12 protein-coding genes and 1 riboswitch are annotated in these 12,592 nt (G+C 39.3%); of the genes, 1 reads left to right on the top strand and 11 read right to left on the bottom strand.

The window, feature by feature from the left end:
• Positions 1-3: 3 nt before the first annotated feature.
• The 7 genes from NAF01_RS07975 to NAF01_RS07945 all read right to left on the bottom strand — a co-directional run bounded on the left by NAF01_RS07975 (position 4) and on the right by NAF01_RS07945 (position 6,139).
• On the bottom strand, positions 4-831 hold the full coding sequence (locus NAF01_RS07975; RefSeq protein WP_197214735.1) for an electron transfer flavoprotein subunit beta/FixA family protein: 828 nt from the start codon (positions 829-831) through the stop codon (positions 4-6).
• 230 nt (positions 832-1,061) lie between these two features.
• Positions 1,062-1,295: an aspartyl-phosphate phosphatase Spo0E family protein gene (locus NAF01_RS07970; RefSeq protein WP_250802091.1), complete on the bottom strand. Its 234-nt coding sequence runs from the start codon at positions 1,293-1,295 to the stop codon at positions 1,062-1,064.
• A 287-nt stretch (positions 1,296-1,582) separates the two neighbouring features.
• Entirely contained in the window at positions 1,583-2,116 is a 534-nt protein-coding gene (locus tag NAF01_RS07965) for a 1,2-dihydroxy-3-keto-5-methylthiopentene dioxygenase (RefSeq protein WP_250802090.1), read from the bottom strand.
• A gap of 54 nt (positions 2,117-2,170) precedes the next feature.
• Positions 2,171-2,806: a methylthioribulose 1-phosphate dehydratase gene (locus NAF01_RS07960; RefSeq protein WP_250802089.1), complete on the bottom strand. Its 636-nt coding sequence runs from the start codon at positions 2,804-2,806 to the stop codon at positions 2,171-2,173.
• Complete coding sequence (locus NAF01_RS07955; protein ID WP_250802088.1) at positions 2,803-3,465, bottom strand: 2-hydroxy-3-keto-5-methylthiopentenyl-1-phosphate phosphatase; 663 nt, start codon at positions 3,463-3,465, stop codon at positions 2,803-2,805. The genes NAF01_RS07960 and NAF01_RS07955 overlap by 4 nt, the downstream gene beginning before the upstream one ends.
• The gene (locus NAF01_RS07950; RefSeq protein ID WP_250802087.1) at positions 3,458-4,690 is read right to left on the bottom strand and encodes a 2,3-diketo-5-methylthiopentyl-1-phosphate enolase; all 1,233 of its coding nucleotides are present in this window, start codon (positions 4,688-4,690) and stop codon (positions 3,458-3,460) included. Before NAF01_RS07950 ends, NAF01_RS07955 begins: the two co-directional genes overlap by 8 nt.
• Positions 4,691-4,775: 85 nt before the next feature.
• Positions 4,776-4,879: riboswitch (SAM riboswitch) on the bottom strand.
• Positions 4,880-4,966: 87 nt separating this feature from the next.
• Positions 4,967-6,139, bottom strand: coding sequence for a pyridoxal phosphate-dependent aminotransferase (locus NAF01_RS07945; RefSeq protein WP_284709500.1), 1,173 nt, complete (start codon positions 6,137-6,139; stop codon positions 4,967-4,969).
• Positions 6,140-6,283: 144 nt separating this feature from the next.
• Here NAF01_RS07945 and NAF01_RS07940 point away from each other — a divergent pair, with 144 nt between their 5' ends.
• Positions 6,284-7,072, top strand: a complete 789-nt coding sequence (locus NAF01_RS07940; protein WP_250802086.1) for a carbon-nitrogen family hydrolase — start codon at positions 6,284-6,286, stop codon at positions 7,070-7,072.
• A 30-nt stretch (positions 7,073-7,102) separates the two neighbouring features.
• Here NAF01_RS07940 and NAF01_RS07935 read toward each other — a convergent pair whose 3' ends face one another.
• The 4 genes from NAF01_RS07935 to NAF01_RS07920 all read right to left on the bottom strand — a co-directional run bounded on the left by NAF01_RS07935 (position 7,103) and on the right by NAF01_RS07920 (position 12,096).
• Positions 7,103-7,684 (bottom strand): DUF2087 domain-containing protein, encoded by a 582-nt coding sequence (locus NAF01_RS07935; RefSeq protein ID WP_048008056.1) that lies wholly within the window; start codon positions 7,682-7,684, stop codon positions 7,103-7,105.
• Between the two features lie 111 nt (positions 7,685-7,795).
• Positions 7,796-8,296, bottom strand: coding sequence for a methylated-DNA--[protein]-cysteine S-methyltransferase (locus tag NAF01_RS07930; protein WP_250802085.1), 501 nt, complete (start codon positions 8,294-8,296; stop codon positions 7,796-7,798).
• A gap of 16 nt (positions 8,297-8,312) precedes the next feature.
• A complete protein-coding gene (locus NAF01_RS07925) occupies positions 8,313-10,127 on the bottom strand; it encodes a PAS domain-containing sensor histidine kinase (RefSeq protein WP_250802434.1) in 1,815 nt (604 codons plus the stop codon).
• A gap of 166 nt (positions 10,128-10,293) precedes the next feature.
• A complete protein-coding gene (locus NAF01_RS07920; protein WP_250802084.1) occupies positions 10,294-12,096 on the bottom strand; it encodes a methyl-accepting chemotaxis protein in 1,803 nt (600 codons plus the stop codon).
• Between the last annotated feature and the right edge of the window lie 496 nt (positions 12,097-12,592).

The raw sequence follows: 12,592 nt of genomic DNA, 5'->3' as shown, positions 1-12,592 counted from the left end.
CCCCTATTTATTACTGTTTGGCTGCAAAAGCTCACTTTTATCATTAAGAAGCTCCATCAGCTGCTGAATCTGTTCGTCTGCATTCCCTTCCAGCCTTTTTCCGCCTTCCGGCTTTGGAGGGGTAAACATTTTACCCACTATCGTAGGAGATCCCTTCAACCCCAGCTGTGTCCGATCTACACCTTCAAGGTCATTAACAGACCAGATAACCGGCTCATATCTGGCAGCTTTTATCATATTAGGCATAGGGGAATATTCTATGCTATTAATCTCTTTTTCAACGGTCAGCAGGCAAGGGATTTGAGCTTGAATTAATTCATATCCGTTCGTGATTTTCCTTTTGATCAGAATCGTTTTTTCACTTTCATTAACTTCAGCTACTTCGATCACATTGGTGACAGGCGGAATATCGAGCCGCCTTGCTATACCTGGTCCAACCTGGCCGGTATCTCCATCAATGGCATGCTTTCCGCATAGAATTAAATCCACAGGCATATCTTTTGAAATACGTTCTAAAGCTTTAGACAGAGCATAGCTTGTTGCCAGTGTGTCGGCACCGGCAAATGCACGGTCAGAAATTAAAAATCCGCGGTCCGCCCCAATTTCGATACTTTTCTTAATAACTGCCACGGCCTGAGGAGGTCCCATGGATAAGACTGATATGGTGCCTTTTCCCAGGGCCTTTATAATTTTCACAGCCTCCTGCACTGCATGAGCATCATAAGGGTTCAAAATGGCAGGAGCACTGCGCCGGTCAAGGGTATTGGTTTTGGGATTGATTTTAATGATTTTTGTATCAGGCACTTGCTTGACACACACAACTATGTGCATTTTTTACTTTCCCTCCTCTTAACTTAAAGCTTGTATGAGTATTGAGCATTTAAGAAATTAAAAAAGCTTTGTATTACGATATATGATTCTCTAAAGAGGCATAGTACTTCTTTAATGAATTAATATGTTTATTACTAGAATTGCAGCAGACTGAAAAAAAAAGAACCCTTCACGGATCCTTTTTGACTTCCTTTTTATATATGCTCAATAAATATACTCAGTTATTTTAATTATACAACTGCTTTCTTCCATGATAGAATCATTTCCCTAAATGAAACTCTCATACTTTTCTTTTGTTCCTTCTCCCGTTTAATAAAGCATTGATATTCAAAAATCAATTGATCGAGTTCCTGGCTGCAGCGAACCGTTTCCTGGCTAGCCATTCCGTTTTTTCTAGCCGTTTCTATCATTTTTTCCCTTTTTTGCTGGATTTCAGTCAGCAGCTGTATTCTTTTATTGCGCAACTTTCTTCCTCCTAATCCTATCCCTTTTATCCGATATAAATGTGTCTACTTGAAGCATTATTACAAGAATTTCTATAAATGTAAATAGATTCGCAATATTAGACAATCTTTTTCCCAATTAATTTTAATCGACAATAATCTCATATCAGCCCTATTGGCTTTCGACACCTTCTGCTAATTAAAACTACTTAAACCAACAGTATTTGATAAAAAACCTGATGTAAAAAAAATCCATTTATTATAGCGGAAAAATAAAAAACCCAATGCCGGAGCAATGGGTCAACAGATTATTGATGAACTTCCTTTTCTTCATAAATTGGCACCCATCCTTCTGCAGATACAAAGATTCGGATGGCTACTACCTTTCTGTCATCCTGCAGAGTAAAATAATGACGAATGTTTTCAGGAACGGATATTAAATCGCCGGGATTCAGGAAAACCTCAAAAAATTCCCCATCTTTTCCTTGTATAATAAAAACCCCGTTGCCGCTGACTATAAATCTCACCTCATCGTCTGTATGATGGTGTTCCCGCTGGAAATTTTGAAGAAGCTGTTCCAAATTCGGCGTATTGTCTGAAAGGGAAATGACATCCTGTGCCCTGTATCCTCTTCTTTCTGAAATATCCTTAATTTCTGCAGCAAACGTATCCAGGATTTCTTGTTTTTCATCATTGGAAAGCAAATATCTCTCCCGGAGGCTTTCAGGCAATTTATCTATTGACCATTGCTCATAAATAACCTCCTGTTTTTCCAGAAAAGAAGCAACTTCTTCCTGATTCCTGATTTCTTTTTTTGAATTTTGAAATACGATATATGCCAAACTGATCAACCCTCTCTATTAAAATTTTTTTCTGCATTATTTTGAACTATTGAATTACACTACTTTTGATAATTGTTTGGCTCTATGTTCCAGAAGCTTTAGCTGATATCGGAACAGAAATTCTGAAGCCTCCAGGATCTTTTTAGCCTCAAAAGAGGTTTTGCCCCATACTGTAATTCCGTGGTTTCTAATTAAAATTGCACCTGAATCTTCATGTACATGGGAAGAAAAACACTTTGCCAGCGCAGGAATATGCGCATAATTAGGAATAATCGGAATCCTAAGGACAGCATCCTCTTCCCATTTATCAAATGCTTTAATGAGCTCTTGTCCTTTAAAGGTTACTGCCTCCTGGTCGCCATAAATTTCTGAGATGACGTTATTATCAATTGTATGTACATGGAGACTGCATTCAGCTTCTGTTCTTCTGTATATTTCCGTATGCAGAAGTGTTTCAGCGGATGGCTTTAAATCGGTTTCGCCCACCGGCCGGCCAAATTCATCCACCAGCAGAAAGTCTTCTGCAGTCCGTTTCCGCTTATCCTTTCCGCTTGCAGTTACAAGGAATTGAAGCGGGCTTGCACTTACTTTAATAGCCAGATTTCCGCTTGTTCCCATAAACCAGTCCCTTTCCGCGAGCTCGGCTTTAATATCTGCAAGCTCATTCCATTTTTCCTCAAGTCTGCTCATACTGTCACCTCATTTAAATTTTTTAAGACTTCAATGCAATCATAGAACGTATCAAAAGAATTATGTTTAAGGTTCATTTCTTTGCTTTTCTCCAGCAGCAGGTCTCTTGCTATGACAAAGTCCGCCTGTTTTGCAGCCTCAAGGTCAGTTACAGAATCTCCTATTACCACTTTAAATGTGTCCTCATCCTCTAATTTCCTCATAATGGAAGGCTTGCAGCAGCCGCAACTATTTTCGCATTTTTCATCACAGCTATGGGGCCATAAAATTTTTATTGTGTCCCCGCTAAAATCTGAACCATTGCAGAACACTGCTTCAAAGGGTCCATACTTATCCAAAACGGGAGCTACAAAAAAGTCTATTCCCCCGCTCACTATATAAAGCGGTATATCTTTTTCTGCCAGATAATCGACAAACGGCTGGAATCCCTCTCTTATCTTTGCATTTTTTAAGATGAAATCAGTAAGATCACTTTTCAGATTGCTTGGGAGAAGGGAAAACATCTTTCCTACTCCCTCTTTAATAGAAATTTCCTGCTGCAGGACTTGATTTTTTATCCCCTCCCATGGAGAAGGAGCAAAATGCTCCATAATATTAATGATGTTATCTTTTTCTGTAATAGTTCCATCAAAGTCGCAAAATACCGCTATTTTAGCCATTCTGTACAGCCGCCTTTTTGTACCCCCACAAATCAATCGCTCTTTTTAATTCAGGGAAGTCTGATGGAGCATCGGCTAAAGAAGCTCCCTTTAAAGTTAAATCAATCGCCTGGCGGAATGCCAAACCGCCTCCTCTTGCCCCATCCGGGTGCCCGTGTACGCCGCCTCCGGCATTGATGACACTGTCTGTTCCGAAGTCTTCGAATAGCAATGGAACTAAACCCGGATGGATGCCGGCTGAGGGTACCGGAAAAGTTCTTTTGCAAAAATCCATCCCAGTCAGGCTATCCGCAATTGATAATGCCTGTGTTTTTTCAAGGGCTACTGACCCATAAGGTGATGGGAAAAGAGACAAGTCTGCCCCTGCATACCTGAGCAGTTTGCCCAAAAGCAAAGGATAGGAGATCCCATAAACACTTGAAGCTGAAAGGGCTCCGCTGACTGCAGGATGTGCCATGATAGGCAGTTCAATCTCATCATCTTCCCTCAAAGCCTGCAATACATCGAGCCCATAAGAGAATACATTGAAAAGAAGAAGATCAGCCCCAAGACTGGATGCCTTTCTTGCCTTATCTCTTAATTCAAACGACCTGCCTGTTAAATTTACAGCATATAAGGTCCGATGGCCCGTTTCTTCATAAACCTGTCTCAAAACCTTTTTTCCTTCCTTTATCCGCGCTTCTGACGGTGTAAGGCTGTTTTCAAATAAAATTTCATCGTCTTTTACAAGGTCTATGCCGCCCAAGGCCTGTTCCCGCAGCTGTGAAGTCAAAAAATCCATATCTTTGCCGAGCACTCCTTTGAAGATGCTCATCAGAAGAGGCCTGTCATATACATTCAATTTTCCCCTTAACCCTTCAATCCCAAATCGAGGTCCGGGGAAAAAATTTTTTAATTCATTGGAAAACTGTAAATCCAAAAGTTTAATCTTTCCGTCCAGTGACAGTTTCCCAAAGACTGTTGTTAATATTGCCGGTAAATCCGGACTAAAATTTACAGCAGGATAGGCGATCTTAATAATTGCTGCTGTTTCCTTACTTTCTGCATCTTTTGTAAAGGTTTCAACAGAAACGACCCTGCCTTTATGCTTCTCCAGCTGCTGCTTTTCAAGCTCCGGCAGATGGGTCCATGATCCCACCGTTAAACCTAAAGCAATTTCCTCCGCTTTTTTCTCCGGATTATGTTTTTCATCATGTATTAGGTACACTGCAATAATTTCGCTCATGAATCTTCTTCCTTTCAATATCAAAGAATGAGAAAAATAAAAAACCTCTTCAAATAAGAAGAGGTTAGCATAGCAATCTAACATCTTCTTATCTTTCAGCTATAAGCTGCAAGATTTAGCACCGTGCTTAAGTTTAAGTCGGTTGCCGGGCTTCATAGGGCTAGTCCCTCCGCCTGCTCTTGATAAGAAAACGAAATCTATTATTCAGTTAATTTAGAAATTTAATTAGAATTATGACAGTGCTTAATACATTTGTCAATTTAATTTTTGAAAAAATTAAAATAGATCTAATTTTTGTATTCGCCTTACCGCTTCTTTAAGTCTTTCTTCAGATGTCAGCAAACCGGCTCTCACAAATCCTTCTCCAAATTGGCCGAACCCATTGCCTGGTGCAACTGCAATATGCGCTTTTTCCAGGAGATACTCAGAAAACTCTTCAGATGTAAATGATTCCGGGACCTTAAGCCATGCAAAAAAGGAGCCTTGAGGAGCTTGTACATCCCACCCGATTTCCCTGAGACCGGAAATGAATGTATTTCGTCTGGATTCGTAGATCGAATTCAACTCTTTTACACAATCCTGTGAGCCTGACAGAGCAGCTGCCGCAGCTTCCTGAACAGCTCCAAACAAGCTGACGTAAAGATGATCCTGCATCAGGTTCAGTGCTGCAATAACGCTTGCATTTCCAGCGGCAAACCCTACTCTCCAGCCAGCCATATTAAAGGTCTTTGAAAGAGTATAAATTTCAATTCCGACCTCTTTTGCCCCTTCTGCCTGAAGAAAACTTACAGGTATTTTTCCATCAAATCCAATTCCGCCATATGCAAAGTCATGAACGGTGCAGATACCATGCTTTCGGCTCAATTCGACTGTTTCTTGAAAAAAATCAATGTTTGCCACTGCTCCAGTAGGGTTATTTGGATAATTAAGAAACATTAATTTGGCTGAATTAAGCTTCTCAGCTGGCAATTCACTGTAAACAGGCAAGAAGTTATTTTCCTCTCTCAGAGGCATTGTTAGCATTTTTGCTTTAGCAAGCGCAACTCCTGACCAGTAATCAGGATATCCCGGGTCCGGAACCAATACGCTGTCCCCGGGATTTAAAAGGCATTGAGGAATTTCAACAAGCCCTGCTTTGCCTCCAAAAAGGATGGCTATTTCAGTATCGGGGTCCAAATCCACATTATATTCCCTTTTATAAAAGTCAGCTGCTGCCTTTTTAAAATACGGGTAACCCTGAAAAGGAGAATACTTATGATTTTGAGGGTTTTCAGCTGCACTTTGAAGACGCTTGACAATATGCTCCGGGGTAGGCAGATCAGGATTTCCCTGTCCCAGGTTGATGACATCATGACCCTGTTCAAGCTTTTTCCCCACCTTAGCTGTCAATGAGGCAAAAAACTGTTTTGGCAGACCTTTTAATAGTTCTGATTGCGGATAATTAATCAAATTGATCACCTGCTTAAAAAAAATGATTGAAAATATAGTCACAAATGATATAACGTAAATGATAAGTTGTAAAGTAAAATTTAGAAAATTTCTATCTATCGGACTAATCATAACATAAGGAAAAGATGATTGCGGGGGAGTTAAATGAAATTAAAGGTTGCCTGTTTACAAATGGATATTACCTTTGGAAAACCTGAGAAGAATTTTATAGCGGCTGAAGCCATGATTCATAAAGCGCTCAAGTCTAATCCGGAAGTTTTGGTACTTCCGGAGCTTTGGACGACAGGCTATGATTTGACCAGATTGGATGAAATTGCGGACCAGGATGCAGCCTTCGCACTGGCTTTTTTGAAAGAGATCGCTCAAAAAAATAAGGTTCATCTGATTGGCGGTTCTGTTGCAAAGAAAACAGCTGAGGGCATTTACAATACGCTGCTGATTGTAGATAACAATGGAGACCTTATACATGAATACAGCAAGCTGCACTTATTTAAGCTTATGAATGAGCATCTCTATTTGAAAGGAGGGTCAGCCAGAGGAGAATTTTCTCTGGACAATAGAAAATTTGCAGGAATGATCTGTTATGATATCCGTTTTCCTGAGTGGATACGGACCCATACAGCGGAAGGGGCAGAAGCTTTATTCGTAGTAGCACAATGGCCATTGGCCCGGCTTTCCCATTGGCGTACACTTTTGATTGCGCGCGCCATTGAAAACCAATGCTATGTCATTGCATGCAACCGTTCCGGCTCTGATCCTGCTAATGTCTTTGCAGGCCATTCGATGATTATAGATCCTTGGGGTGATGTGCTTGCTGAAGGCTCTGAAACCGAAGAAATCCTGCATGCTGAAATTGACCTGGATAAAGTGAAGGAAGTCCGCAGCTTAATTCCGATTTTTGATGACCGCAAACCGGATTTTTACCGTGGATGACATTGCAGAGGACCCTGTCAGGGCCCCTGCTTACCCTTCTATTTTTGCCCACATTTCAGGAGGGTTTAACTCGTAAATTCCATTTTCACGGTACATATAATGGTTGATTATAAATTCTCTGCGTATAGTAGCATAGTCTTCATGAAACTGTTTGATATATTCGTTAAGCTCTTTTTCTTGATATTTTTTGCCCATTTTCAACCCTTTAATTAAGTGCTCAAAAACCATAAGTTTCTTCTTTCTCTGGGCTGGAATGTTCTTCAGCTTTCCATCCCGTGTAAAGAAATTTTCAATAACCTTCTGGTTTTCTGAATTTAGTTCCTCCATTTTTTTAACCTCCTCTTTGTCTGCCAATTTTTCAAGAACACCTGACTGTTGTTTCAGTACAGATTCATTCAGGTAAAAATAAACAGTATTTTTATCTCTCCTTTGATAAACAAGGTTTATTTCCCGCAGTTTATTTAGGTGATGCGTAATAGTAGGAGGTGTTAAGCCAAGCTTTCCGGCTATCGCCTGGCCATGCAGCGGCCCTTTGGCAAGGAGAAAAACAATCCGGATTCTGGTGGGGTCTCCCATAGTTTTATAAAAAGCTACTAAACGATTTAATTGCATAATACCGTTCCTCATTTCGATTGTCATCTAATTAGATATTAATCGAATATATTCCTCTCGTCAACAAAATTTAAAAAACAAAAAAATCACCGTAAGGGGTGATTTTGACAACTATTTTGCATAATTAGCCCCTTCAAGGGATAATAATATTTCTTTAATTTCTGTCCTGCTTCCTGCATACCCGGTTAGAGATTTATTTTTGCCGATAACACGATGGCAAGGAATAATGATTGGAAGGCGATTGGCCTTATTTGCCTGTCCAATGGCCCGCACAGCTTTGTCTTTCCCTATTTTAACAGCAATGTCCTGATAGCTTCTTGTCTCGCCAAATGGGATGAGGCAAAGCTCTTTCCATACTGTTTTTTGAAATTCAGTGCCATGAGGCTCTATAGGGATATCAAACTCTTTCCTATATCCGTCAAAGTATTCCTCAAGCTGGAGAGCACACTTTTTTAACAAAGTGTCAGAGGGATTAAATTGCAATGATGAGACCTCTTCCCCTTCCAGAAAATCAGCTTCCCCCATGTATAAAGCCAAAAGGATTCCATTTTCTGCTACGATGTAAATGTCTCCAGCCGGTGTCAATTTTTTAGAATACACTCTGCCTGCCATTTCATTCCCGCCTTTATTATATGGGCAAATAAATGTGAAAAACAGTTCCTTGACCCAATTTGCTTTCCACTTCAATTGTTCCCTTGTGTTCTTCTATAATTTTATATGTAACCATTAAGCCAAGTCCAGTACCTCTTTCCTTTGTAGTATAGAAAGGCTCACCCAGCTTTTTTATTTTATGTGCAGGAATTCCAGTTCCTTCATCCCCTATGGATATGTGAACTCTTTGGTCCGATTCTTTTTGAATGGATACTGTAATATATCCACCCTTAGGCATGACTTCAATTGCATTTTTTATTATATTGATAAAAACCTTTTTCATTTGATTGGTTTCACAGAAAACCCTGGGCAAATTCTGTTCATAATAAGTTCTGAATTGAACATTGTGCAGCACGGCTTGGGCACTAAGGAGATCGACTGTTTCTTTCATTATTTGTGAAATGTCTTTTTCTACAAATTTGACAGCTTGAGGCTTTGCAAGAATAAGAAATTCATTAATAATTGAATCTATCCTGCTGAGCTCTGTGGTTATCACATTGAAATACATCGTATAATCTTCTTTTACACTGCCCTCCAAAAGCTGTATGAAGCCTTTAAGGGCCGTCATCGGATTTCTGATCTCATGTGCAATCCCCGCTGCCAATTCTCCAATGACATTTAAGGTATCTGATTTCCGAAGCTGTTCTTCCATTTCCAGCTTCTCAGTTATATCTTTAAATGTCGTCATACTGATATTAGAAAAAATATTCAGCTTGTTGGAAAACTCGAAGAATTTCTTTCTGCCTGATTTTAGAGTAATGGAAAGGTTCCCGTCTGATTGCCCATCTGAGTGTATGCTTCTTATCTGCTCTTTTAACTCATCATCAGTTATATTGCAGTCATTCAAAATACTATGAAGTGATATCCCTACAAGATCTTCTTTTGACATCTGCAGCATTCTCTGGCCTGATTGATTAATATCGACTATTTGAAATTGATCGTTCCAGAGAAGAATACCTTCAAGAGCCCCTTCAAATATCATCCGAAACTTTTGCTCGCTTTCCCTTAAGCTTTTTTCCATGGCGTGACGCTCACTGACATTTCTGAAGATTGTCATATGGTAGCCTTCAACAGAGTTCAATTTCACTGTAAATTCCAAAGATTTAAACTGTCCGTTTGGCATTAGAAAAACAAGCTCATCCCTTATTGATCCTTTAATGAACATCTCTTTAACAATATTTCTGTATCTTTCCGATTTTTCATAAACAAAATCTTTTACCTGTCTTTTGATCAGCTCATCATGTGTACATTCAAAAATTCGGCAAGCAGCCTCATTAGCATCGATGATTTCACCATTACTACACCAAAAAATGATGCCATCCAGAGCTTCTATAAATAGGTCCGCATACAGCTCTTCATTCTTTTTCACTTTCCGTTCAAGGCGCCGCTTACTCGTGACATCTCTTAATATACACATATAAAGACCGCTCTCATTAAGAGTGCTGGTAGCAAAATCAAACTCTATAATACTACTGTCGCTATATACTGGAAGGATGCCCCTGACACTATTATTCTTTTTCAATAGCTCCTTTTGCTTTTCAAGCTTGAAATGCTTATTTTCCGGCACGATTTCACACAGGCTCCTGCCTATCAGCTGCTGTTTATCCATCTTTATACTCTCAGCAAATGATGGATTGACATCAACTATTGTCTCCTCGCTGTCAAAAATTAAAATTCCATCATTTGAGTGAGAGAATAGATCCAATCCAGATGAATTGCCATTAGCCAATATATTATTTTCCTTTTCCAAAGTCTCAATCCTGGCATAGAGTTTCCTGATTTCCTGATTCATAATGACCACTCTATTTCCTCCTACTGGGATTTGCAATTAATTAAATATTTCTACAAAATTAGACTAAAACCTTTAAATCTCAGGGAAAACTATCTTAAATTATTTTTTATATAAGTGCTCTGGATAGAAAGGAAGAGGCATACCCTATCAAGAGTATGCCTGGATTTTACAGTTTGAATTTTGTAATCATTTCATTTAGCTGTTCTGCCAATTCCGACAGAGACAGTGCATTATCTGAAATTTCCTCCATTGAATGGTTAGTCTGAGCCATTGATGCACTCGTTTGTTCGATGCCTGCAGCAGATTCCTCAGATACTGCAGCAATATTGCCAATAGACTGGTTCATATGTGAAGAGTTAATTGATACCTGCTCTAGGCTGCGGGAAATATCGCTGACATTGGCAGACATCGAGTTAATTGCCTCATAAATTTTCTGGAATGTTTGTCCTGTCAGTTGGATTTGCTCCGTTCCCTTTTCAACCTGAACATAGCCTGCTTGAAGTGACACGGCTACACTGTTAGACTCTGCTTGAATACCTCCGACAATCTTGGTGATATCCGATACTGAATAGGATACTTGCTCAGCCAGCTTCCTCACCTCATCTGCCACAACTGCAAAACCTCTTCCGTGCTCACCGGCTCTGGCAGCTTCAATTGCTGCGTTTAATGCGAGCAGGTTGGTCTGGTCAGCAATTTCCTTTATAACTTTAACCAGCCTCGAGATTTGTTTGGTCTGATCATCCAGCCCGTTAACCTTGTCCACAGACGACTTCATAATCCCATTAATTAATCCCATTTGTTCCTGGGATTTTTTCATAAGCTTGTTTCCATCCTCAGTAAGCGATAACACCTCTGTAGAAGCACTCATAATTTCATTCCCGCTGTATGCCGCTTCTTTCACTCTTTCCAGGTACTCGTCCATCAATAAGGACAAACGTGTTGCAGATCCAGCCTGATCTTCAGCCCCTCCTGAAAGCTCCTGCATGGTTGAAGCAACCTGCTGGCTGGCTGCTTTTACTTCATTTGCCGCAATATTGAGTTCTCCGCTTCTTTCTGTAACATATCCAGAAACTGCATTTATTTCCTGAATCATAGTCTGCAGTTTTTCTTTCATGGAATTCATGGCTCTGCTAAGCTGTGCCACTTCATCATTACCCTCATATACTACTGAATCTGCATTGAGGTTTCCTTTTGCAATTTCATTTGAGAACTGTACGATTGAAGTTAACTTTTTTGAAATAATACGTCCTATAAAAACAATACTTGCGATTCCAAGAATAGCGGAAACGATGATTGAAATGCCAAGTGCTATCAAAGTTAGGATCAGACTGGATTTAGCAGAAGATACAGCTTTATGCTGATCCTCTTTCATCATGCTGCTAAGGGTATTCAATTTCTCAACCGTTTCAGAAATAATATTATCTGCCTGCAATTTCCCAAGCCTATATTCTCTTTCATGCTGAAGTTTTACTTTTGGCTCAATGACATCATGAAATAAACTGGTGATTTTTAGATCATTTTCATCAATTTGTTTAAATAGGTCTTTGGATTTTGTATTGCTCAGATCCGGAGAAATTTCCTTCTTTAATTTATCAAATTCCTCTGTCAGCTGGTCAAATGTCTTTAAATGTTTTGGATTGGAGTCAATGATAAAGTTTCCAATCGTGCTCCCTTTATGGTGGAATGTGGCCGCTGATTCAGTAATTTTAATGGCTTTTTCTCCTGAATCCCTAACAGTCTCCATTTTTGAATTGGCAATTGTAAGCAGAAAAAAAGTAAGGACGGTTGAAACTGTGAATAGACCAATGGTCACAAAAAGCGCGACCCCATATTTCTGGCCAAGCTTCAGGTTCTTCCACCAGCTTGTGCTGGCCACTTTATTAAAAAACTTGTCTATATCAGGCTTTTTAGACTTTGATGAAGCTTTTCGTTCCTTCTTTCCTGATTTGAATTTCCTTACCCCTTTCAATATTCTTCCCCCTTTATGATTTAACCGGATGCGAACAATTGAACTAGATTATTCCCTAATTCTTTTTTACTATTCTTTCAATTCATTATAATAGAACAAAATAGACATTTGAAGATTATTTTTCCAATTTATTTTAAACTGGCAATTCTCCGGGCTGTTCCCATTAGGATTTCTTTCCTGGGGAGTGCATCTATTTATGGCTTGGCAGACTATACGTACTGCTACCATTTATCTGAAACAAAAGTGACAATCAGCTCAAAAATTTTGAAACAGGAATACCAAAGTTTTTTTCAACCTTATAATATATGAGTTGGTTGGCCGATTTTTTTATACAACAGAGTTTTAATTAGTATGTTACAGCCATTTAAAAACTTTTTTAATTTACTTTTTCTGTAAATAAAACCTCCTATTTACACGAGAAATGAAGTTTGCTTCATGTTAAAGTGGGTAAAGACAGATAGAGTATTTTTTTGGGGGTCTTTAATAGAGGAGGACA

The sequence above is a fragment of the Cytobacillus firmus genome (assembly GCF_023657595.1).
In the GTDB taxonomy this organism is placed as follows: domain Bacteria; phylum Bacillota; class Bacilli; order Bacillales; family Cytobacillaceae; genus Cytobacillus; species Cytobacillus firmus_B.
The sequence above is the reverse complement of the archived record's forward strand: the minus strand, read 5'-3'. Positions and strand labels throughout refer to the sequence as shown.

Excerpts from the sequence above, each read along its gene's own strand:
- NAF01_RS07975 (WP_197214735.1), bottom strand. The coding sequence starts at position 831 with ATGCACATAGTTGTGTGTGTCAAGCAAGTGCCTGATACAAAAATCATT.
- NAF01_RS07960 (WP_250802089.1), bottom strand. The coding sequence starts at position 2,806 with ATGAGCAGACTTGAGGAAAAATGGAATGAGCTTGCAGATATTAAAGCC.
- NAF01_RS07955 (WP_250802088.1), bottom strand. The coding sequence starts at position 3,465 with ATGGCTAAAATAGCGGTATTTTGCGACTTTGATGGAACTATTACAGAA.
- NAF01_RS07950 (WP_250802087.1), bottom strand. The coding sequence starts at position 4,690 with ATGAGCGAAATTATTGCAGTGTACCTAATACATGATGAAAAACATAAT.
- NAF01_RS07940 (WP_250802086.1), top strand. The coding sequence starts at position 6,284 with ATGAAATTAAAGGTTGCCTGTTTACAAATGGATATTACCTTTGGAAAA.
- NAF01_RS07935 (WP_048008056.1), bottom strand. The coding sequence starts at position 7,684 with ATGCAATTAAATCGTTTAGTAGCTTTTTATAAAACTATGGGAGACCCC.
- NAF01_RS07930 (WP_250802085.1), bottom strand. The coding sequence starts at position 8,296 with ATGGCAGGCAGAGTGTATTCTAAAAAATTGACACCGGCTGGAGACATT.
- NAF01_RS07925 (WP_250802434.1), bottom strand. The coding sequence starts at position 10,127 with ATGAATCAGGAAATCAGGAAACTCTATGCCAGGATTGAGACTTTGGAA.